The following is a 21,426-nucleotide window of genomic DNA, read 5'->3' as shown; positions in this document are numbered from 1 at the left end:
TCCATCTTATTGTTAGACTCTTTTTATTTTCTAAACAAAAAACAAAAAAGAAAATTGCTCCCCTCATCACAAAAAGTAATAAGTAGGGAGCAATTTTCTTTTATATTTACACTTTAAAAGTATTATCGTCCTTTTTTAAAGAGCCCAAAAATGATTCTACATGGACGATAATGAAAAGTCAAGAACTACAGTTCTTCCTCTTCTTCTTCTTCAGTTTCGTCATACTCAAGTTCTTCTTCAGCGAAGTCGTCGTCATCTTCGTCTAAATCATCAAGATCGTCGTCATCTCCGTCTTCTTCTTCAAGAACCTTGTCCAAATCTTCTACATCATCATCTTCGTCTTCATTTACGTCTGCATCGTCGAAGTCATCTTCATCTTCTTCAATGTAGTCGTCAAAACCGTCTTCTTCAACTTTACGTTTCTTCTTCGGTTTTGGTTGAGGCAAGATTTCTTCATCAATTTGCTCGTATGGGTACCAGCTGCGTAGCCCCCAACGATTTTCTCCTAAATTAATGAAACGTCCATCGATGTTTAAGTCTGTATAAAATTGTGCGATTTTCGCATTAACTTGCTCTTGAGATAGTCCCAGCACTTGAGCGATTTCTTGAACCAACTCGTTGAATGTCGTTGCTTGTTTTTTATCCCCTAAAACGCTATGTACAACTTCAATCATTGAACATTCTTTTAGCTCTTCTGGTGAATATTGCTTAAAATCCACTTATGCGGCACTTCCTTTCATCAAATATAACCTTATATATAACGGCCTGCTTAAAAAAATCCATACTATTCATTATAAACAAAAGTCGCACAAATATGCTACAAAAAAAACGGGAAACTTTTATAGGGTAGTAAAATTATAATTTGTCTGTTCCTTATTTCGGAAGCATATGGGCCCCTTGCAATACATACCTAATTTGCATTTCTGTATATTCTTCGAGCGTATACAGTTTTTGCAGCGCCCAGCGTCTAAATCCCCACATCTGTCCTTGTATAAAAATATTATGGGCAAGAAGCTGTATTTCTTTTTTATTTAATGTAAATGTTCCATTTTCCGTACACTGTTCTAAAATATTCTCGAACATTCCTACCATTTGAAACTCCTTTTCTAATACATACGGAAGTGATTCTTTCGGTAAAAAGCGTACCTCTTGATACATTATCAATACTTCTTCCTGTAATTCGTCCATCACTTTAAAGTAATTCGTTATTGCTATCTTTAAACTTTCTACACTCCCTTTTTCTGTACAAACTACTTCCTCTAATCTTTCTTTTACATGTTCATAAATACTATCACAAACTAAATACAAAACATCATCTTTTGTACGAATGTACTCATAAAGTGTCCCTATACTAAATCCAGCCGCTTTTGCAATTTCTCTCGTTGTTGTACGCGGAAATCCTTTTTGTTTAAACAGTTGCACCGCACCTTTAATCATTTGCTCACGTCTTAACGCAACTAATTTTTCATCTTTCACCGATGCATGTACATTATGTTTAACCATTCCCTTCACCTCTCTCTATTATTTTTTGGAAGGAAAAAGCGTAGGAAAATACCTACGCTTTCGTTCCTACTTCGTTAACATACGAGAAATTACAAGCCTCTGAATCTCTTGTGTTCCTTCATATATTTGTGTAATTTTTGCATCTCGCATATAACGCTCTACTGGATAATCTTTCGTATAACCGTAACCACCAAATACTTGCACCGCTTCAGTCGTCACCCTCATCGCTGTATCTCCTGCAAATACTTTTGACATCGCTGACTCTTTTCCATACGGAAGCCCTTCTGATTCAAGCCAAGCCGCTTGATATGTTAAAAGGCGTGCCGCTTCTACATCTGTTGCCATATCCGCAAGTTTAAAGCCAATCCCTTGCTGCGCCGCAATTGGTTTTCCAAATTGATGGCGCTCCCTTGCATATTCTACAGAAGCATCTAAAGCCCCTTGTGCAATACCAACAGCTTGCGCCGCAATACCGTTACGACCTCCATCTAATGTTTGCATCGCAACTTTAAACCCTTGCCCCTCTTCTCCAAGTAGATTCCCTACAGGAATACGGCAATCTTCAAACATAATTTCAGTCGTTGGTGAAGAGCGAATCCCTAGCTTGCTCTCCTTCTTCCCAACTGAAAATCCCGGTGTATCACTTTCTACAATAAATGCACTCGTACCGCGCTGCTTTGATTCAGGATCAGTTAGCGCAAAAACAACATAAATATCAGCAATACCGCCATTTGTAATGAAAATTTTTGATCCATTTAAAATATAATGGTCTCCATCTCTCTTTGCGATTGTCTTCATTCCACCAGCATCCGATCCAGATCCTGGCTCAGTTAAGCCGTATGCACCAATTTTCTTTCCTTCAGCCATCGGTCGTAAAAACTTTTGCTTTTGCTCTTCCGTCCCAAATTTAAAAATTGGCCATCCCGCAAGTGAAGTATGCGCGGACAGTGTTACGCCTGTTGAAGCACAAACGCGGGATAATTCTTCAATAGCGATTACGTACGCTAAGTAATCGCTTCCAATTCCACCGTACTCTTCAGGCCACGGAATACCGGTTAAACCAAGCTCTGCCATTTGATCAAATAATTCTCGATCAAATCGCTCTTCCTCATCACGCTCAGCTGCTGTTGGTGCCACTTCATTTTTAGCAAAATCTCGAACCATTTTTCTTATCATTTCATGTTCTTCTGATAGTTTAAAATGCATCTCCGTCTCCCCCTCGCCCTTTTATAAAGCACGGCTAATAACAAGTTTCTGTATTTCACTTGTTCCTTCATATATTTGCGTGATTTTCGCATCACGGAAAAATCGTTCTACTGGATAGTCTTTCGTATAACCGTAACCACCAAACACTTGCACCGCCTCAATCGCGACTTCAACCGCTGTCTTAGAAGCAAATAATTTCGCAATAGATGCTTCTTTACCGCATGGTAATCCCTGTGCCCTAAGAGATGCCGCTCTATATACGAGTAACCTTGCTGCTTCGACACTTGTTGCCATATCTGCAAGCTTGAAGCCAATCCCTTGCTGCGCCGCAATTGGCTTCCCGAATTGCTCTCTTTCTTTTGCATAATCAATTGCACAGCCAAGCGCCGCTTCAGCAATTCCTAACGCCTGCGCACCGATTCCAATTCGCCCAACATCTAAATTCGCCATTGCCACCTTAAATCCTTGTCCTTCTTCCCCAAGTAAATTCTCAGCTGGCACTTTCATATCTTCAAAAGTAAGTTGTACTGTACGAGAACCGAGAAGTCCCATCTTATGTTCATCTTTTCCAATGATTAAACCAGGTGTATCTTTCTCTACTATAAATGCAGAAATACCACTTTTTCCTGCCTCTGGATTTGTAGAAGCGAATACAATGTATGTACTTGCTTCACCACCATTTGTAATAAACACTTTCGATCCATTAATAATATAATGATCACCTTTTTTCACAGCTCTTGATTTCAAACTCCCTGCATCTGATCCTGCATTTGGCTCTGTTAAAGCAAATGCACCTAAATATTCCCCGGTTGCAAGTTTAGAAACATATTTTTTCTTCTGTTCTTCTGTTCCGAAATATAAAATCGGATTCATTCCAACTGACGTATGTACAGCTAAAATTACACCAACTGTTGCACTTACCTTTGAGATTTCCTCAATTGCTAGAATGTAAGATATAAAGTCCATTTCTGCCCCACCGTATTTTGCAGGCGCTGGAATACCCATTAATCCAAGCTCACCCATCTTTTGCAAAATCTCTTTCGGGAACACCCCTTGTTCCATACTAGGAACAAAGGGAGCTATTTCCTTCTGTGCAAAATCCCGAACCATTTTCCTCATCATTTGCTGCTCTTCATTAAAACGAAAGTTCATATATTCCGCCTCCATTTGCTATATATCCTTTAAATAATTTGGTAAGACCACTATGTTGTAACAAAGGGGGCATTTATTCGTAAACGTAGAATCCACGACCTGTTTTACGCCCTAACCATCCTGCATTCACATACTTACGTAATAACGGACATGGGCGATATTTACTATCTCCTAATCCTTCATGCAACACTTCCATAATGTATAAACACGTATCTAAACCGATAAAATCGGCGAGTGTCAAAGGCCCCATCGGATGGTTCATACCAAGCTTCATGACTTCATCAATTGCTTCTTTCGTCGCTACACCTTCATATAACGTATAAATTGCTTCGTTAATCATCGGTAGCAAAATGCGATTTGATACAAAACCTGGGAAATCATTCACTTGAACTGGTACTTTCCCAATTTTTTTCGTAATATCTTCAATTGCTTCATATACCGCATCATCAGTAGCCAAACCACGAATAATCTCAACAAGCTTCATAACTGGAACTGGATTCATAAAGTGCATACCGATTACTTTTTCCGGACGCTTCGTTACCGCTGCAATTTCTGTAATTGGCAAAGATGACGTATTCGTCGCTAAAATTGCGTGTTCTGGAGCAATTTCATCTAGATTCGCAAAGATTTTCTTTTTAATATCCATTTTCTCAACAGCTGCTTCAATAATAAGATCCGCTTCTTTCACACAATCTAAATCAAGCGTTACTGTAAGACGATTTAATGTGGCTTCCTTCTCTTCTTCCTTCATACGTCCTTTTTCTACTTGGCGTGCTAAGTTTTTCGTAACGATAGCCAATCCTCTATCTAATTGCTCTTGCTTTAAATCTTGTACCTTCACGTCATATCCTGCCATTGCACATACTTGTGCAATTCCTGATCCCATTTGCCCTGCACCAATTACAACAATGTTTTGTACACCCATTTTTTCTTCCCCCTTAATTGTTAATAAATTTTATACCCTCGAACTTTAATTAGTGAACTTCAATCATCACTGCGTCCCCTTGACCGCCACCGCTACAAATCGAAGCAATTCCAATTCCGCCGCCGCGCTGCTTAAGTGCATGGATTAGTGTAACGATAATGCGCGCTCCGCTTGCTCCAATTGGATGTCCCATCGCTACCGCGCCGCCATTTACATTCAATTTTTCCGGATCAATTCCTGCGATTTCTGTACTTGCAATTGCTACCGCTGCAAAGGCTTCATTAATCTCGAATAAATCAATGTCTTCAATTGTCTTTCCTGTTTTTTCAAGCAATGCGTTAATTGCATAACCTGGAGTTCTTGGGAAATCTTTAGATTCCACTGCAATTGCTGTATGCGCCAAAATTGTCGCTAATGGCTTTCTTCCTTCTTGCTTCGCTCTGTCTTCGCTCATTAATACAAGTGCGGCACCACCATCGTTTAGTCCTGGCGCATTACCAGCTGTCACCGTCGCTGTCTTATCAAATACAGGTTTTAACTTTGCTAACTTTTCAATCGTTGTATCTTCACGTGGCGCCTCATCCTTTGTAACGACAATAGGATCGCCTTTTCTTTGCGGAATCGTTACTGGCACGATTTCCTCTTCAAAACGCCCTTCTTTATGCGCTGAAACCGCACGCTGATGGCTACGATATGCCCATTCATCTTGCGCTTCGCGAGAAATTCCATCTTCCTTTGCAACTTCTCCGCCATAAACGCCCATGTGTGTACCTGAAAATGCGCATGTTAAACCGTCAGCAACGTTTAAATCAATAACTTCGTTGTTGCCCATTCTGTATCCCCATCTTGCTCCACGTAAAATGTAAGGACTGTTACTCATCGACTCCATACCGCCAGCTACAATCAGTGATTGATCGCCAGTACGAATAATCTGATCCGCTAACGTAACCGCACGAAGCCCTGATGCACAAACTTTATTCACTGTTTCCGTCTGCACTTCCCAAGGGATTCCAGCAGCCCTCGCAGCTTGGCGCGATGGAATTTGTCCCTGCCCACCTTGAATAACCGTTCCAAATATAACTTCTTCAACATCACTAGCCGCAACATTTGCTCTTTCAAGCGCTGCTTTAATTGCAATTCCTCCAAGTTCCGTCGCTTTTACATCCTTTAAAGATCCTCCAAATTTTCCAACTGGTGTTCTTGCAGCACTTAAAATAACTGTTTTACTCATGTTTCTTTCCCCCATTTCATTTTTTAACACTGAGCGCTCGCTCGGTATCCCTACGTTGAGAAGAGGTGCAATCATTGCACCTCTTTCTAAAGTTGTATACATTCTTACAAACTACATCGCTTCTTTTTTCTGTCCGATAACAGATCGTTCTAAAATCTCTGTCACATCAAGAGTTTGAACTTTCTCTTCTACCTCTTTCGCTTTCGTTCCATCACTAATCATCGTTAAGCAATATGGACAACCTGTACCGATAATGGATGGCTGTACAGCTAATGCTTGTTCTGTACGAGCAACGTTAATACGAGAACCTGTTGTTTCTTCCATCCACATTAAGCCACCACCTGCGCCACAGCACATTCCCGTTTCACGATTACGTGCCATTTCTACAAGATTCACTCCAGGAATCGCTTTCAAAATGTCACGTGGCGCTTCGTACACTTCGTTGTATCTTCCTAAATAACAGGAATCATGGTACGTAACTGTTTCTTCAATAGCGTGAACAGGCTTTAAGCGCCCTTCTTTCACCCACTGAGCTAACAATTCTGTATGATGATAGACTTCTGCTTGCAAGCCAAAGTCCGGATACTCATTTTTAAATGTGTTATAAGCATGAGGATCAATCGTAACGATTTTCTTCACTCCTGCCTTTTCAAATTCTTCGATATTCTTTGTCGCCATCTCTTGGAATACAAATTCATTTCCGAGGCGGCGTGGTGTATCTCCAGAATTCTTTTCTTTATTACCGAGAATTGCGAATGAAATGCCTGCTTCGTTCATTAACTTCGCAAACGATATCGCAATCTTCTGACTACGATTGTCGTATGATCCCATTGAACCAACCCAGAATAAATACTCGAATTCCTCCCCAGCTTTTGATTTTTCTTTTACAGTTGGAACTGTTACTTCGTCATCACCTTGGCGCCATGTTTCACGCTCTTTACGGTTCAGCCCCCACGGATTTCCTTGACGCTCGATATTTGTCATCGCGCGTTGTGCTTCCGCGTCCATTTTCCCTTCAGTCAAAACGAGATATCGACGTAAATCAATAATTTTGTCAACATGCTCATTCATAACTGGGCATTGATCTTCACAGTTACGACACGTTGTACATGCCCAAATCTCTTCTTCTGTAATAACATCTCCGATTAAACTCGGATCGTAAGCAAGCGTTGTAGACGCTGATTCTTGTTGTCCTTTTCCAGCTGCCATCATCGCTAACTGATTTCCTTGTGTATTATTGAAGGCAACTACTGGAACCCACGGTGCTTTTGATGTTACCGCAGCTCCTTTATCAGTTAAATGATCGCGAAGTTTTAAAATTAAGTCCATCGGCGATAACATTTTTCCTGTTCCTGTTGCCGGACACATATTTGTACAGCGACCACACTCTACACAAGCGTATAAGTCAATAAGTTGATTTTGTCTAAAGTCTTCAATTTTACCAACACCAAATGTTTCTTGCGTTTCATCTTCAAAATCAATCTTCTCAAGCTTCCCTGGGTTTGAAAGACGACCGAAGAATACATTAGCTGGTCCTGCAATTAAATGCGCATGTTTTGATTGTGGAACATACACTAAAAACGTTAACAAAATTAGTAAATGCACCCACCAAGAAAAATAGAACACTGAAATGGATACGGTTTCATTTATCCCGCTAAAAACGTAAGCGATTGCAGAAGCGATTGGTTCACTCCATGAAAGCTCCTCGCCATGCCATATAAGTCCCATACCGTTACCAAGTAGTACAGAAATCATTAAGCCCCCGATAAAGATAAGAACAAGACCTGATTTGAAGTTACGTTTTAAACGAACAAGCTTTTCTACATAACGTCTATGAAAAGCCCAAAATACTGCAATTAAAATAACAAGTGTGACAATTTCCTGGAAGAATGTAAATGCAGGGTATAGTGGTCCAAGTGGAAGATGTGATCCTGGTGCGAGTCCTTTCCAAACGAAGTCAATTGCTCCAAATTGGACAAGAATAAATCCGTAAAAGAACATAACGTGAATGATGCCGCTTTTCTTATCTTTCAGCAGCTTTTTCTGACCGAAAACATTGACCTTAAGGAGATCCCAACGCTCTTTAAAACGACGGTCAAATTCAATTTTTTTCCCTAATTGTATGTAGGCCATTCTCGTCCGTATAAGATATACAAACAAATATCCTGCATAAGCAATAACAGCAATGGCAGCCAGCCAATTAATGATCAGTAAGCTATTCATATTTATGCTACCCCTCTCTTTGTAAGCCCTCTTTCTTTTTTGAATCTTCAAAAATATATAATTTTCTGAATTATATCCCCTATCCCCATTATATAATGAGTGAGCATTCAGTCAACAGTTTTTTGTTATAGAACAACACATTTTTTCATAAAGCTGTTTATTTCGGTGAAACTATAAAGTGAAACTTTAATCAGCAGGGGTAGTTCATCCCCCGCTGATTATTAGTTGAACCAATCGGGCTTTTACGGGCAGTTGATTTCCAAACTAACTTCTACTTATTCAACAGTTTTGAGTTGAAAGGCTTACTGCCCGTTAAAGCGGGATAAAGTGAAACTTTAATCAGTGCAACATACTATCCTATAATGAAATTTATAATAACAGCCGTGCTACCCGTATCATTTGTAACACACTGAAGGTGAAAAGAATGCGAAGGAGGGAATTCACTGATGTTCTACTTATCTCTTTTGTTAATATCCGTTGCTCTTTGGATTACAATTGACCTTTCATACGGGCGAATTCTTCATTTAAAACGAGTAAGCCCTCGCACTTTCCCTTTACGTCAAAGTGATTTTCACCTTTATACATACGGGAAAGATTTATATGATGCTTTATTTACTGATATAAAACAAGCACAGCATCACATTCATATTTTATTCTTCATTGTAAAAAACGATAAAATCAGTCGTGAATTTTTAAAATTGCTGATTGATAAGGCTCAGGAAGGAATTGAAGTACGACTTTTACTTGATCGATTTGGCAGCCATTCTTTATCAAACGAAGCTATTCGCTCCCTGCAAAAACATGGTGTATCTTTTTCATTTTGTCATAAGGTAAAATTTCCTCTGCCTTTCTTTTCTGCCAATCAACGAAATCATAGGAAAATTACAGTGATTGATGGGAAAACCGGCTATATCGGGGGATTTAATATCGGTGAAGAGTATCTAGGGCATAATGAATATTTAGGATTATGGCGAGACTACCATTTACGTCTTACAGGAGAAGGGGTTCAAGATTTACAAAAGCAATTTTTGCATGACTGGTTTGATGATACGAAACAAAATTTATTAGATGCTTCTCTTTATTTTCCAAAACAAAACCCAGGTACCATCCTGCATCAATTTATTCCGACTGATGGGGCTTATTTACAGCATACTTTTTTACATTTAATTAACGCGGCAAAAAAAGAAATCTGTATCGGTACACCATATTTCATTCCTGGAAAAAAAATTATGAATGCCTTATTAAAAGCAAAAGAAAGAGGGGTTCAAATCACAATTCTTGTTCCAGAAAAAGCTGATCACCCTCTTGTTCGAGAAGCCAAATTTCCGTACTGCCGAAAATTAATACAGGCTGGTTGCAATATTTATGCATTTCAACAAGGTTTTTTTCACGCCAAAATTATTATAGTAGACGATGATATTTGCGATATCGGAACAGCAAACTTTGATATGAGAAGTTTATATATTAACCATGAAATAAACTGCCTGTTATATAATAAACATTTCATTCAAACAGTAAAAAAGAAATTCCATGAAGATCTAGAGAATGCATCTGTACTTTCCTATAGCGATGTAAACCCGCCTTCTCTTATCGATAGAGGAAAGGAATGGATTGGAACAATGTTTGCTTTCTTTTTATAGGAAAGACAATGAATAAAAGAGGTGTATCTCATATGCTTATACGGTTTGGATATGTCTCACATGCAATGGCACTCTGGGACTGTTCTCCTGCCAAAACAATGACGTTTACAAGCTTTAAGAAACTCAGCAAGCAAGAGCGAGAAGACAAACTGTACCATGTTATAAGGCAAAATTTAGAGCACACAATACGTATCCTTCATTACAATATAGCGCATGAAATCCCACTATATCGCCTATCGTCTTCCATCGTCCCACTTGCAACACATCCCGAAGTCGAGTTTGACTATATTGGGGTATTCACACCACTTTGGCGTAAAATAGGGGCTTTAATTAAAGAACACAATTTACGAATAAGTTTTCATCCAAATCAATTTACGCTATTTACAAGCGACAAGCCACATATTACTACTAACGCTATTACGGATATGACTTATCATTATAAAATATTGGATGCTATAGGCATTGCAGATTCTTCTTACATTAATATTCATGTAGGTGGAGCCTATGGAAATAAAGAAAAGGCAATTGAGCGCTTCCATGAAAACATAAAAAAACTTCCTACACATATAAAAAAACAAATGACTCTTGAAAATGATGATAAAACCTATACAACCGCTGAAACTTTATCCATTTGCCAAAAAGAAAATATCCCATTTGTATTTGATTATCATCATCATATGGCCAATCTTTGCGAGGAACCACTAGAAGAGTTGCTTCCTGCAATTTTTGAAACTTGGTCACATACAAATATCTCTCCTAAAGTTCACATTTCCTCCCCGAGATCGGAAAAAGAATTTAGGGCTCATGCTGAATATATCGATTTAGAGTTTATCAAGCCTTTCTTACACATTGCAAAAAAACACAATCATAATTTCGATATTATGATTGAAAGTAAACAAAAAGACTTAGCACTATTCCAATTAATAGACGAACTTTCTGCTATAAGAGGAATTAAAAGAATAAGTGGTGCAATGTTACAGTGGTAAATTGTAACTTTGCACCATTTTTTCAAAAAAGTAATTTTTATAGTAAAAAACATCCTATTTTATATGCTATTATTTAAATTAGCATTTTCTCCCCTAGATTCAACTTTATTGAAACGGAGTCATAATATGATTAATCAAAAAAATTATATACAATCTGGAATAATATACATATTTATATTTGCTCTTTGGATATTCCTTATACCAAATGAGTTGAATATAAAAGAAATCGGGATTCTTTTCTTATTCTGTTTCGCTTCACTTTTTTCTTGCTATTGCTTATGTAAAGCGATTAGAAAAATGACACATGGTGATAAGTTATTTTGGATTTTATTACTATGTACTTGTCTATGCGGGTTAGCTATGGAGATAACTTTATTCCTTCATTCACTTTCCATTCATGAGCAAGTTATATTCTCATATAAAGCATTACCTTTTTTTATCATACAATATGTTTTACTCTTTGTTGGATTTGCTATAAAGTTTATAAAAATTTACTCTATTAAGGGTCTTGCTCAATTTTCATTCGATAGCATCTTTATTATTATTATGAACATTTATTTCAATTTAACTTTTATATTGGACCTTTCAAGCTTCCGTATGTTAACAAAGGAAACTTGGATTTTAATTGGCTATTTCATTGCACAATCATTAGTAATTTACGCCGTTATTAGCCTTTATAGAAGAGAACAATATTCTTCTAGTAGAATTGCATTAATTATCGGTTTCACTATTATACTCGTATACGGTTACATTCATCTGTTTCAACTGAATTTTGGGATGAAAACTTCTCCTGAATTTAATTATTTAATACACACTGCTTCTATTTTATTAATTGGACTTTCTTCCATACTGTATATTTTAGACAAACCAATGCAGCATGAAACGAAAGCAAAATATTACCGATTCGATTATGTACGTTTTATACTACCTTATTTTAGTATAATTATTACTTTTGCCTTTATTATCATTCAACCTTGGGATGATAAATTCATGTTAATCGGTCTCGTATTATCACTTATTTTGTTATTCTTGCGGCAACTTTACATGTGGAAAGATAATCAAGCACTAATTCATACATATGAACAGTTGACTACACAACTAGAGGACGAAGTTGAAGAAGGTGCATTTGCATTATCAAAAAGTGAACAACGCTATAAGTCTTTATTCGAAGATCACCCCGATGCCGTTTTCTCTTTAAATATGAATGGCATTTTTCAACAATCTAATAAGGCGTGCGAAAGCTTATTTACTGCCTATTATTGCGAAGTGGCAAGCTATTCTCTGGTACACTTCATTGATTCAAAAGACCACGAACTACTAAAGAAGGCTTTACAAATTACAAAGGAAGGTAGGCCACAAACGTTAGAAGTTCGTACAAAAGAACAAGAAGGCTATTATTATTATCTCCATATTACACTTATCCCTACTTTTATAAACAAAGAAGTGGTCGGAATGTTTGGGATAGCGCGTGATATTACCACTTTATATGAAAAACAAAAACAAGTAGAACATTTAGCCTTTCACGATGCACTTACTGGATTACCAAATCGTCGAAAGTTCGAAAAAGATTTAAAAGCCATTTTAAATACAGCTCAAACTAACGCAAATGATGTCGCCGTCATGTTCCTTGATTTAGATCGATTTAAAAAAATTAACGATAGACTTGGTCATGACGTCGGAGATTTATTATTAATTGAAGTAGCAAAAAGATTACGCGGTTGCTTGCGTTCAAAAGATATCGTCGCTCGCCAAGGTGGAGATGAGTTTACAATTCTATTACCAGAAATGTACTCCGAAAAAAGTGCAATTTTTATAGCTGAACAGATTTTAACTATTTTAAACAAACCATTCTTCATTCAAGACGAAGAACTCTCTATTACACCAAGTATCGGAATTGCGATGTACCCTGATTATGGAACTGATGTAAATGAGTTAATGAAAAATGCTGATATGGCTATGTATCGTGCGAAAGCAAATGGAAAAAACAGATTTGTTTTCTTCTCAAAAGAAATGAGTATCGCTCAAAATGAAATTCAATTCTTAGAAGGTGAACTTTCAAAAGCATTACAACAAAATGAATTTTTCCTTGAATACCAGCCACAAGTAAGCACAAAAACAAAACAAATTATCGGTTTTGAAGCATTAATACGTTGGAAGCATCCAAAACTCGGTATCGTATCTCCTGCCCAATTTATCCCTCTAGCAGAGGAAACTGGTTTTATTATTGAACTTGGCAATTGGATTTTACGTACTGCTTGTTTAGAGGCAAAAAGATGGCATAATCAAGGTTTCTCTCACTTAAAAGTTGGTGTAAATTTATCTGTTGTTCAATTTAACCATGCAGATTTAATCCCAACTATTTCAAAGGTATTGGAAGAAACAGAACTGAAACCAGAAGCACTAGATATTGAAATTACGGAAAGCATCGCAATTAATCAAAATCAATCTGTAGTTGCAAAACTAGAACAACTTCAAAATCTCGGTATTCAAATTTCAATCGACGACTTTGGAACTGGTTATAGTTCTTTAGCTTATTTAACAAAATATCCAATCAACACATTAAAAATCGCTCGAGAGTTTATTTGTGGAATTACAACTAGCCCTTTAGAAGAAGCAATTGTCTCTTCCATTATTACACTATCAAAACAACTAAATTTAGAAGTGATTGCAGAAGGTGTAGAAACGGAAGAAGAATGGGAATTTTTACATAAACAAAATTGTGATCACATTCAAGGATTCTTTATTAGCAAACCTGTTTCTAGTAAAGACGTTTGGATGTTACTCCATAAAAAAACAACCGCCTAAGTAAGACGGTTGTTTTTTAATATTCAAAAGGTAAATCTTTAGCTAATTGTACCTCTTGATCGTTATGAGAAATTATATGGCTTTTCTCTAATGCCGTATCGCCTAATGAAATACCCCATGCCATCGCTAACGTTAATAAACTACCAATAAGTAATTTCTTCATATTCCATCACCCACATTTTTTATTTTAATATATCATGAAAATTTATCTCTATTATATGCAATTATGCATACCCATTTTTTAGGATATTTATCTACTGATTTTATTTACGAGAGCTTCTTTATATGTATGCATTTCTAATATATCAAAAAAGAAGCTTGCCTTTTTATATGCATCTTCAACCTCTGCCCCATCGTACTCCAACTTCCCTAGGCATTCACCTCTTTGATAATATAGCTGTCCAATTAATGCCATACTATTAATTCGGCATGATATTTCAATCGCTTTATTTACTTGATAAAGTGACTCTTCATATTGATTATCTAAATATAATGCTTTCGCATGATTATATCTTACCTTCACTTCAAATTCTTCATTATCATGCAATACCTCTAATTGTTTTAATATATCTTCAAATAACTCAATACTCTTCTTAAAATAGCTATTTTCAGCATAAATATTTGCAATCGCATTTTCTATATAAAGATTTTGGTATACGTCTATTCCAGCTAACTGTTGATTTAACAATTTTTTTAATTCTAAAATACAATATTCGTAATCGATTTTCTTTAATATGTAAGCTGCTACATGATATTGCCATTGAAGAAATTGCTGGAATTCAGGATGATATTCTTCCTTTTTCAGCTCATTCCATACTTTATTATAAATTTCTTTATATCTTTTTTGCTTACAAAGCATAATGATTTGATCTTTAAACTGTTTTTTTCTTTCAATATCGGAATAAATGAGTACCTCATAAAAATGAATAATAGGAACTTGTAATTTTGCTGCGATACCTTGCAATATATCCATACTTGGGTATACCGCACCCGATTCAATTCTACTCACTTCCGATTGATGACATATATTATCGGATAACTGTTTCTGTGTTAATCCTCTCATCACCCTAATTTTCTTAATTTCACTTCCTAATTTTTCTGCGTGCATACTTACTCACCATCCCATTAGAACAATCTAATTTTTTGAGTTGTCATACCACTACAATAATGTGAATTCGACAATTTTTGATATGAAATAATGCATAATATATATAAAATTCGGCAAATTTTTCATACAATTCATCTCACATACAATAATAGATTAGGAGTGTTATAGATGAATTATAGAAAACTTGCTAGTGCTTTCGTTACATTCGGTCTTCTTTGCCCTTTATCAACAGAAGCTATTCATGCTCAAGAATTAGACAAAAGTGCAGTCAAAGTTGAAATTGCTCAGCCTGGTTTAACAATCGGGAAATTAACACAACCTCAAAATGATACGAAAGAAAATATTGCTAAAAAGTATTTAAAAGGTGAGGTAAATGGGGCGAAAGCTCAACAAGAACAAGTCACTACTGAAAAAAATGTAGATTTCCAACCTACAAATAAAGAAACCAAAGAAAATCAAACCGAAGTTCGCCTTGCACAAACATATAAAAACTATAAAGTATATGGCCAAGATCTCATTGTAAAAGTAGATAAAAATGGAGTAATCACAACTGTTAGTGGTAAAGTTGTTCAAAATTTAAATCAACAACCTAATCTTACTATAACAAATTTTTTGTCGAAAAATGAAGTAAAATCTAAATTACGCGATATAGTTCAAATTCCAAGCGATGCAGTTGAGACAGAATTCTCTAGCGAAACCGTTGTTTATAAGAAAAAAGATGGCTATTATACATTCGCAACTGTTATTACATTTACTTATGAAAACAATGAACAAATTATAAACGGCAATGCTATCGTTGATTTAAAAACTGGAGAAGTACTTTTCCAAGAAAAGTTCATTAAAAACAAAGAGAATAAGACTATAAATCAAGTAACATCACCTAGATTATCCCCTGCAAGTGAGCAAGGAACTGGGAAAAATGCACTTCAAGAAAACATCTCTTTCAATATTGCCAAAGGAACTGATGGAAAATTTTATTTAGCGGATTTATCACGCGGAAATGGTATTTATATTTATAATGCAAACTACGCCGATTCCCTTGGAGGATATAGTCAAGCTGGTTATCCAGGGACACTAATTTCAAGTAGTACTCCTAATTTTGCAGATAAAGAAGCCGCGGGCGCTATGAAGAACATGAGTGATATTTACGATTACTTTAAGAAAGAACATAATCTAAAAAGTTACGACAATAAAGATTCAAAAGTTGTTGCTAGTGTACACGGTTTTGATTCTACTGAAGTTAGTGATGGTGTAAAAGAAGACTATGTAAATGCATTTTGGCATCCCGCTTGGAACCAAATGGTATTTGGTGATGGTTTAGACGGAAAACTAACATCCGCTCTTGATGTAACAGCTCATGAATTTGGACATGCTGTATTCAGTGGCACGACGAAAAATAAAGTCGTGAGATATCCAAGCGCTGAAACATCTGCACTAAACGAGGGATTAGCGGATTTCTGGGGTACACAAATCGAATATTACGTAAAGAAAGATAAAGGAAACTGGATTATGGGCGATACATTAGGTGGTCTAACAATTCGTGATATCCCAAGGGAAATTGGTGACGGCGGTCATAAACTATATACAAATTTACAAGATTTCTATAACGATGGTAATAATCAGGAATCACACGTGAATTCTGGTATTATCAGTCACGTATTATATCAATTAGCTGAAGGTAAAACATATAACGGTGTTGCTGTTCAAAAACAAGGAAATGAAAAAGTAAGTAAAGTTGTTATGCGTGCATTGCAAAATTATGCAACTTCCGCTGAAGACTTTGAATCACTTCAATCTCATATCGTACAAGCTGCAAAAGATTTATATGGCACTGCCGTATCAAATGAATTTGCAAAGGCATTTGAAGCACACGGTTACAAACCGTTACAAAAAGTAAATCAAGTAATAGAAGTACAATAATTATAAAAAGAAGGTTATCTCTCATAGGTAACCTTCTTTTTATATCCAACCCTTTTCTTCCGCAATTGTAATTGCCTCAATTCTATTTTTCGCATCAAGCTTCGCTAATACTTCAGAAATATAATTACGTACTGTACCCGGCGAAAGATAAAGTGCCTTCGCAATTTCGTTTGCCGTCTTTCCTTCTTTCGCAAGCAACAGTACTTCCTTTTCGCGATCTGACAACGGATTTTGCTCCTGCCATAAGCCAAACATTAAATCTTGGGAGACCTCTCGTTTCCCCTTCATTACATTACGAATTGCTGCTGCTAAATCTTCACTTGGGCTATCCTTTAATAAATATCCGTGCACACCAGCTTTCATTGCTCGTTCAAAATAACCAGGTCTTGCAAATGTTGTTAAAATCATTACTTTGCATGATGATTTTTCTTGCTTTAAAGTCTCAGCGACATCCAATCCACTTTGAATCGGCATTTCAATATCCATAATACTTACATCTGGCTTTAACGATTCAATTAATTTTAACGCCTCTTCCCCGTTCGCAGCTTGCCCAATTACTTCGATATCATCTTCTAGATCAAGCAGGGCTCCTAATGCACCACGAAGCATCCGCTGGTCTTCTGCAATAATAATTCGAATCATGCCCTCACCTCATCTTTTCCTGTTCTAATAACAACTGGAACTTTTACCGTTAATAACGTCCCTGGATTAATTGTACCTAATTCAACAAATCCATCAATAAGAGCAATTCGTTCTTTCATGCCGCGAATACCATTTCCATCATGATTTTGATCTGTTAAACCAATTCCGTTATCTTCTACTTTCAAAATCAGTTCACCTTGCGATTCTAATACAGAAACTGCGCACCGCGTTGCCTTACTATGTTTTACAACATTTGTAACGGCCTCACGTAAACACATCCCGACAATATTTTGTTCAATTGGTGATAACGAGCTCGATCTTGCTTCTTGCCTCACTTCTAATTCAATATTAGCTGCTTGTAAGATCGCTTTTATTTGCTCTAGCTCTTCTTCTACCGTAATCATACGCATATCAGAAATTAATTCTCTCAGCTGTTTTAAAGCTGTACGAGAAGTTTGTGTAATTTCCTTCGCTTCCCCACTTGCACGCTCTGGATTTTTCACAATTAACTTCTCAACGAGCTGGCTTTTTAAAGTAATAAGAGATAACGTATGCCCTAATGTGTCATGAAGATCTCTTGCAATCCGCTGCCGTTCTTCACGTTTTACTAAGTCTTTAATTTGCTCGTTCGCCTGATCCAATTGATTTCTTAACATCTTTTTCTGATTAAAATTGCGCATACCAAATGGCGTAAGAAGCATTAAAATAAACATTGGAACGATATTTACTAAACTTGTAGTTGTTAGTTGATTCATATTTACAAATAAAAATGCTCCAAGCATGATAACTAACGAACATAACAGCACTCGAAATACTTTCTTATTTGGCGCAAATCCCATCGCACTTGCTGTGAAAAAGCCAAAAAATATCATAAAAGGATTATAAAATAAAGCAAATAAAAAGATGAGTACCATTTGAATACACGCCCAAAAAACAAACGTCCTCTGAACAAAATAAAGCTGACGGTATGTGACGATAAAAATTATCAACATACCGCTTCCTATTACAAGCTTCCATCCTGATGCCTGCGCTAAGTGATAAATTGGAAATAATAGATAAACAAACCACATATACGGGAAGAATCCCATATGTTTCGGAAAAATCTCAATCCTCTTCTTCTCTATCATTTATACCGCTTCCTGTCTTTTTCTTATATATATTGATACTACAACAAACATAAGGAAATAACCTCCTAATACCGCGATATTTTCCCATCCAATTGATTTTCCAGCTACAATATTCCACGCACCACTTCCGAAATGGTATGTCGGTGTCCATTCACCAATCGTTCTTAATATTTTGGGGAATACTTCAATCGGCATCCATAACCCGCCAACTATAGCTAAACTCATATTTAAAATATTTGCTAAGCCAGCAGCTGCGTCCGCCTTCTTAATGGAACCTATTACTGTTCCTAACGCTAAAAATGGTGTTACCCCTAACAATAACCATAATCCCGCACCAATCCATTGCCCTACCGTTAACTCAACATGATTAATTAGTATCCCTGCAATAAAGATAACTAATATTGAAAAAGCATTTACTACTGTTTGAGCGATAATTTTTGCTGTTAAATATGCTCCCTCTGGAAGCGGTGTAATTTTTAGAAGATGTGTCCATCCTTGCCCTCTTTCCTGAGAAAGTCTCACACCGAAACTAAAGAGTGCAGTCCCTACAATACTGAAGGTTGCCATCGAAATTAAATAGTGTGCTTTCCACGCATCTCCGTTTTGTGGCACTTGAACAACATTTGTAAAAATGTAGTAAAACATAACAGGCATTAATAATGAGAAAAAGATAAATAATTTATTGCGGAATGTACGTAAAATTTCTATTTTGCATTGCATCCATAATGCTCTCATACGATTTCCTCCTTCTGATTTGCGACAAACTGTTCGAATGCTTCATCAAGACTTCCACGTTCAACTGAAACATCTGTTACAGGTAAACTCTTTTGATAAATGGCTTTTAAAGTTGCATCCGTATCCTCCGTTGTTAAAATGAAGCGTCCTTCGCTTGACTTTACTTCTGTTACATTTGGTAATTCCTTTAGTAATTTTGTAGGAATGCTTTCCTTCGAGTAAAATGTGATTGTTTTTCGCGAAATCGTCGCTTTCATTTCGTCTGGTGTACCATCTGCGATAATCTTTCCGTTCGCAAATAATAAGATACGATTTGCTAAAGCATCTGCTTCTTCTAAATAATGCGTCGTTAAAATAATTGTTTTCCCTTCACTTGCTAACTTTCGAATCGTTTCCCAAAACATTCTTCGAGACGTAATATCCATTCCGACTGTCGGCTCATCTAAAAATAACAAATCTGGATTTCCCGCAAGTGCAAGCGCAAAATTCAACCTTCTTTTTTGCCCACCTGATAACTTCTCACATCTTTGCTTTCGCTCTGATTCTAAATTTGATAACTGCATTAACGTTTCTTTCGCTATAGGATTCGTATAATAACTACGGAATAACTCGATTGCCTCTTCCACCGTAATACTATCAATGACACTTACTTCTTGCAGCATCGCACCGAGGCTATTACGAACATCTCTATGCTTTGGACTCTTTCCAAATATAAAGACCTTACCTTCTGTCGGGTCCTTTAATCCAAGCACCATCGACATCGTCGTTGTTTTCCCCGCACCATTCGGACCAAGTAACGCTACTATTTCCCCTTTATTTACATGAAATGAAACATTATTTACTGCGTTTTTATGTTTAAATGTTTTAGAAACACCATTTACTTCAATAATCTTTTCCATCTCTCCACCCCCGCTGTTTCTTATATTTACATTGTATTGCTTGGAAAACTTAGGAAACAGTATGATGCGTCATGACATCGATATGACAATTGTCATGTATTCTTTATGAGAGGAATCAAGCTGCATACCGCAAGCGAGTAGCAGGACGAAAATAAACATGATACAATCGGATAAGATATATATTCGAGGAAGGACAGTGGTTTTCATGATTATTCGTAATGAACAAGATTTAGAAGGCTTACGAAAAATCGGCCGCATCGTTGCGCTTGCACGTGAAGAAATGAAAAAAGAAGCGAAGCCAGGTATGACAACGAAAGAGCTTGATTTGATCGGTAAAAAAGTATTAGATGAGCATGGTGCTATTTCTGCACCTGAAAAAGAATATGATTTCCCAGGTGTAACTTGCATTAGTGTAAATGAGGAAGTTGCTCATGGTATTCCAGGAGATCGCGTATTAAAAGAAGGCGACTTAGTAAACGTCGATGTATCTGCTGCACTTGATGGCTATTATGCAGATACAGGTATCTCATTTGTTCTTGGAGAAGACGAAGCAAAAGAAAAGCTTTGCCAAGCAGCAGTTGATGCATTTTGGGCAGCAATGAAAAAGGTTAGAGCTGGCTCAAAACAAAATCAAATTGGTCGTGCTGTTTCAAACTTCGCACATAAAAGTGGATACAATGTTATTCAAAACTTAACTGGTCACGGCATTGGTCTTAGCTTACATGAAGCACCAAATCACATTTTAAGTTACTATGATCCAATGGATAATGCGCTTCTAAAAGACGGTCTTGTTATCGCTGTAGAACCGTTCATCTCTATGAAAGCTGATCATATTATTGAACGTGGTGACGACGGCTGGACATTCGTTACACCTGATAAAAGTCTTGTTGCACAATGTGAACATACGGTTGTCGTAACGCGCGGCGAACCAATAATTTTAACAGAAATCTAATACCAAAAACGGCTGTTTTGTAGATTTATTCCACATAAAACAGCCGTTTTTATTTTTGGGAAAATATGTGAACTACTGTTGAACTCTTTATCATTTAAGTATATAATCTTTAGCGGAGGTTACTTAAGCTTATCTTTACTAAAAAGATATTGTAACTAAAAACACCTTCTTTCTTATTGTTTAAACAGTCTCAAAAATGACCGTAGTAACGTGTTAGTCGAATATTCTGTAATTCTTATATTCCTCTAACAATGTAAGAAACTATCATCTTTCAACTTCGGTCCACTAATCGCACAACTCTCTTTAGACAAAATAAATGACTATTTTCAAAGTACATATTGTCTTCATTCTGACCAAAACCAACCCTATCTA

18 protein-coding genes are annotated in these 21,426 nt (G+C 36.6%); 5 read left to right on the top strand and 13 right to left on the bottom strand.

The window, feature by feature from the left end:
- Positions 1-185 precede the first annotated feature (185 nt).
- The 7 genes from rpoE to ACTFO4_RS10765 all read right to left on the bottom strand — a co-directional run bounded on the left by rpoE (position 186) and on the right by ACTFO4_RS10765 (position 8,240).
- A complete protein-coding gene (gene rpoE, locus ACTFO4_RS10795) occupies positions 186-719 on the bottom strand; it encodes a DNA-directed RNA polymerase subunit delta (protein ID WP_000346278.1) in 534 nt (177 codons plus the stop codon).
- Positions 720-873: 154 nt separating this feature from the next.
- Complete coding sequence (locus tag ACTFO4_RS10790; RefSeq protein WP_000238605.1) at positions 874-1,503, bottom strand: TetR/AcrR family transcriptional regulator; 630 nt, start codon at positions 1,501-1,503, stop codon at positions 874-876.
- 66 nt (positions 1,504-1,569) lie between these two features.
- Positions 1,570-2,709 carry an acyl-CoA dehydrogenase AcdA gene (acdA, locus tag ACTFO4_RS10785; protein ID WP_440013655.1) on the bottom strand — a complete coding sequence of 380 codons (1,140 nt, stop codon included), beginning with the start codon at positions 2,707-2,709 and terminating at the stop codon, positions 1,570-1,572.
- A 21-nt stretch (positions 2,710-2,730) separates the two neighbouring features.
- Entirely contained in the window at positions 2,731-3,861 is a 1,131-nt protein-coding gene (locus ACTFO4_RS10780; protein WP_001011179.1) for an acyl-CoA dehydrogenase, read from the bottom strand.
- A 73-nt stretch (positions 3,862-3,934) separates the two neighbouring features.
- Positions 3,935-4,786 carry a 3-hydroxybutyryl-CoA dehydrogenase gene (locus ACTFO4_RS10775; protein ID WP_440013653.1) on the bottom strand — a complete coding sequence of 284 codons (852 nt, stop codon included), beginning with the start codon at positions 4,784-4,786 and terminating at the stop codon, positions 3,935-3,937.
- Between the two features lie 49 nt (positions 4,787-4,835).
- Entirely contained in the window at positions 4,836-6,119 is a 1,284-nt protein-coding gene (locus tag ACTFO4_RS10770; protein ID WP_440013651.1) for an acetyl-CoA C-acetyltransferase, read from the bottom strand.
- Positions 6,120-6,128: 9 nt separating this feature from the next.
- Positions 6,129-8,240: a (Fe-S)-binding protein gene (locus tag ACTFO4_RS10765; RefSeq protein ID WP_322368621.1), complete on the bottom strand. Its 2,112-nt coding sequence runs from the start codon at positions 8,238-8,240 to the stop codon at positions 6,129-6,131.
- Positions 8,241-8,686: 446 nt separating this feature from the next.
- Between ACTFO4_RS10765 and cls the strand changes: the two genes are divergently transcribed.
- From cls to ACTFO4_RS10750, 3 genes are all read left to right on the top strand, one after another.
- Positions 8,687-9,880 (top strand): cardiolipin synthase, encoded by a 1,194-nt coding sequence (gene cls, locus ACTFO4_RS10760; protein WP_440013648.1) that lies wholly within the window; start codon positions 8,687-8,689, stop codon positions 9,878-9,880.
- Between the two features lie 32 nt (positions 9,881-9,912).
- Positions 9,913-10,866, top strand: a complete 954-nt coding sequence (uvsE, locus tag ACTFO4_RS10755) for a UV DNA damage repair endonuclease UvsE (RefSeq protein WP_011110499.1) — start codon at positions 9,913-9,915, stop codon at positions 10,864-10,866.
- A gap of 126 nt (positions 10,867-10,992) precedes the next feature.
- Positions 10,993-13,671 carry a DUF4084 domain-containing protein gene (locus ACTFO4_RS10750; protein ID WP_103622131.1) on the top strand — a complete coding sequence of 893 codons (2,679 nt, stop codon included), beginning with the start codon at positions 10,993-10,995 and terminating at the stop codon, positions 13,669-13,671.
- A 16-nt stretch (positions 13,672-13,687) separates the two neighbouring features.
- Here ACTFO4_RS10750 and ACTFO4_RS10745 read toward each other — a convergent pair whose 3' ends face one another.
- Together ACTFO4_RS10745 and plcR are read right to left on the bottom strand one after the other, a co-directional pair.
- Complete coding sequence (locus ACTFO4_RS10745) at positions 13,688-13,834, bottom strand: quorum-sensing peptide PapR (RefSeq protein WP_000734730.1); 147 nt, start codon at positions 13,832-13,834, stop codon at positions 13,688-13,690.
- A gap of 87 nt (positions 13,835-13,921) precedes the next feature.
- Positions 13,922-14,779, bottom strand: a complete 858-nt coding sequence (plcR, locus tag ACTFO4_RS10740; protein ID WP_000542912.1) for a transcriptional regulator PlcR — start codon at positions 14,777-14,779, stop codon at positions 13,922-13,924.
- Positions 14,780-14,947: 168 nt separating this feature from the next.
- Here plcR and ACTFO4_RS10735 point away from each other — a divergent pair, with 168 nt between their 5' ends.
- Complete coding sequence (locus tag ACTFO4_RS10735) at positions 14,948-16,699, top strand: M4 family metallopeptidase (protein WP_001109512.1); 1,752 nt, start codon at positions 14,948-14,950, stop codon at positions 16,697-16,699.
- A 39-nt stretch (positions 16,700-16,738) separates the two neighbouring features.
- Here the strand turns inward: ACTFO4_RS10735 and ACTFO4_RS10730 are convergent, their stop codons facing one another.
- Genes ACTFO4_RS10730 through ACTFO4_RS10715 form a run of 4 tightly spaced genes read right to left on the bottom strand, consistent with a single transcriptional unit; the run spans position 16,739 to position 20,102 of the window.
- Entirely contained in the window at positions 16,739-17,341 is a 603-nt protein-coding gene (locus tag ACTFO4_RS10730; protein WP_440013646.1) for a response regulator transcription factor, read from the bottom strand.
- The gene (locus tag ACTFO4_RS10725) at positions 17,338-18,468 is read right to left on the bottom strand and encodes a sensor histidine kinase (protein WP_440013644.1); all 1,131 of its coding nucleotides are present in this window, start codon (positions 18,466-18,468) and stop codon (positions 17,338-17,340) included. Before ACTFO4_RS10725 ends, ACTFO4_RS10730 begins: the two co-directional genes overlap by 4 nt.
- On the bottom strand, positions 18,469-19,203 hold the full coding sequence (locus tag ACTFO4_RS10720) for an ABC transporter permease (RefSeq protein ID WP_440013642.1): 735 nt from the start codon (positions 19,201-19,203) through the stop codon (positions 18,469-18,471). It lies immediately after the preceding gene.
- Entirely contained in the window at positions 19,200-20,102 is a 903-nt protein-coding gene (locus tag ACTFO4_RS10715) for an ABC transporter ATP-binding protein (RefSeq protein WP_098583838.1), read from the bottom strand. The genes ACTFO4_RS10720 and ACTFO4_RS10715 overlap by 4 nt, the downstream gene beginning before the upstream one ends.
- Before the next feature lie 157 nt (positions 20,103-20,259).
- On the opposite strand from ACTFO4_RS10715, the gene map reads away from it, so the two are divergent.
- Entirely contained in the window at positions 20,260-21,054 is a 795-nt protein-coding gene (gene map / locus ACTFO4_RS10710; protein WP_047792083.1) for a type I methionyl aminopeptidase, read from the top strand.
- The last annotated feature ends 372 nt before the right edge of the window (positions 21,055-21,426 follow it).

The sequence above is a fragment of the Bacillus cereus group sp. MYBKT14-1 genome (genome assembly GCF_051915185.1).
Classification (GTDB): Bacteria; Bacillota; Bacilli; order Bacillales; family Bacillaceae_G; genus Bacillus_A; species Bacillus_A cereus.
The sequence above is the reverse complement of the archived record's forward strand: the minus strand, read 5'-3'. Positions and strand labels throughout refer to the sequence as shown.

Bases quoted from the DNA above. Each gene is read 5' to 3' on its own strand.
- acdA (WP_440013655.1), bottom strand. From the start codon at position 2,709: ATGCATTTTAAACTATCAGAAGAACATGAAATGATAAGAAAAATGGTT.
- ACTFO4_RS10770 (WP_440013651.1), bottom strand. From the start codon at position 6,119: ATGTATACAACTTTAGAAAGAGGTGCAATGATTGCACCTCTTCTCAAC.
- ACTFO4_RS10790 (WP_000238605.1), bottom strand. From the start codon at position 1,503: ATGGTTAAACATAATGTACATGCATCGGTGAAAGATGAAAAATTAGTT.
- map (WP_047792083.1), top strand. From the start codon at position 20,260: ATGATACAATCGGATAAGATATATATTCGAGGAAGGACAGTGGTTTTC.
- ACTFO4_RS10775 (WP_440013653.1), bottom strand. From the start codon at position 4,786: ATGGGTGTACAAAACATTGTTGTAATTGGTGCAGGGCAAATGGGATCA.
- ACTFO4_RS10750 (WP_103622131.1), top strand. From the start codon at position 10,993: ATGATTAATCAAAAAAATTATATACAATCTGGAATAATATACATATTT.
- ACTFO4_RS10735 (WP_001109512.1), top strand. From the start codon at position 14,948: ATGAATTATAGAAAACTTGCTAGTGCTTTCGTTACATTCGGTCTTCTT.
- ACTFO4_RS10715 (WP_098583838.1), bottom strand. From the start codon at position 20,102: ATGGAAAAGATTATTGAAGTAAATGGTGTTTCTAAAACATTTAAACAT.
- ACTFO4_RS10730 (WP_440013646.1), bottom strand. From the start codon at position 17,341: ATGATTCGAATTATTATTGCAGAAGACCAGCGGATGCTTCGTGGTGCA.
- ACTFO4_RS10720 (WP_440013642.1), bottom strand. From the start codon at position 19,203: ATGAGAGCATTATGGATGCAATGCAAAATAGAAATTTTACGTACATTC.
- cls (WP_440013648.1), top strand. From the start codon at position 8,687: ATGTTCTACTTATCTCTTTTGTTAATATCCGTTGCTCTTTGGATTACA.
- ACTFO4_RS10780 (WP_001011179.1), bottom strand. From the start codon at position 3,861: ATGAACTTTCGTTTTAATGAAGAGCAGCAAATGATGAGGAAAATGGTT.
- ACTFO4_RS10765 (WP_322368621.1), bottom strand. From the start codon at position 8,240: ATGAATAGCTTACTGATCATTAATTGGCTGGCTGCCATTGCTGTTATT.
- plcR (WP_000542912.1), bottom strand. From the start codon at position 14,779: ATGCACGCAGAAAAATTAGGAAGTGAAATTAAGAAAATTAGGGTGATG.
- ACTFO4_RS10745 (WP_000734730.1), bottom strand. From the start codon at position 13,834: ATGAAGAAATTACTTATTGGTAGTTTATTAACGTTAGCGATGGCATGG.
- ACTFO4_RS10725 (WP_440013644.1), bottom strand. From the start codon at position 18,468: ATGATAGAGAAGAAGAGGATTGAGATTTTTCCGAAACATATGGGATTC.
- uvsE (WP_011110499.1), top strand. From the start codon at position 9,913: ATGCTTATACGGTTTGGATATGTCTCACATGCAATGGCACTCTGGGAC.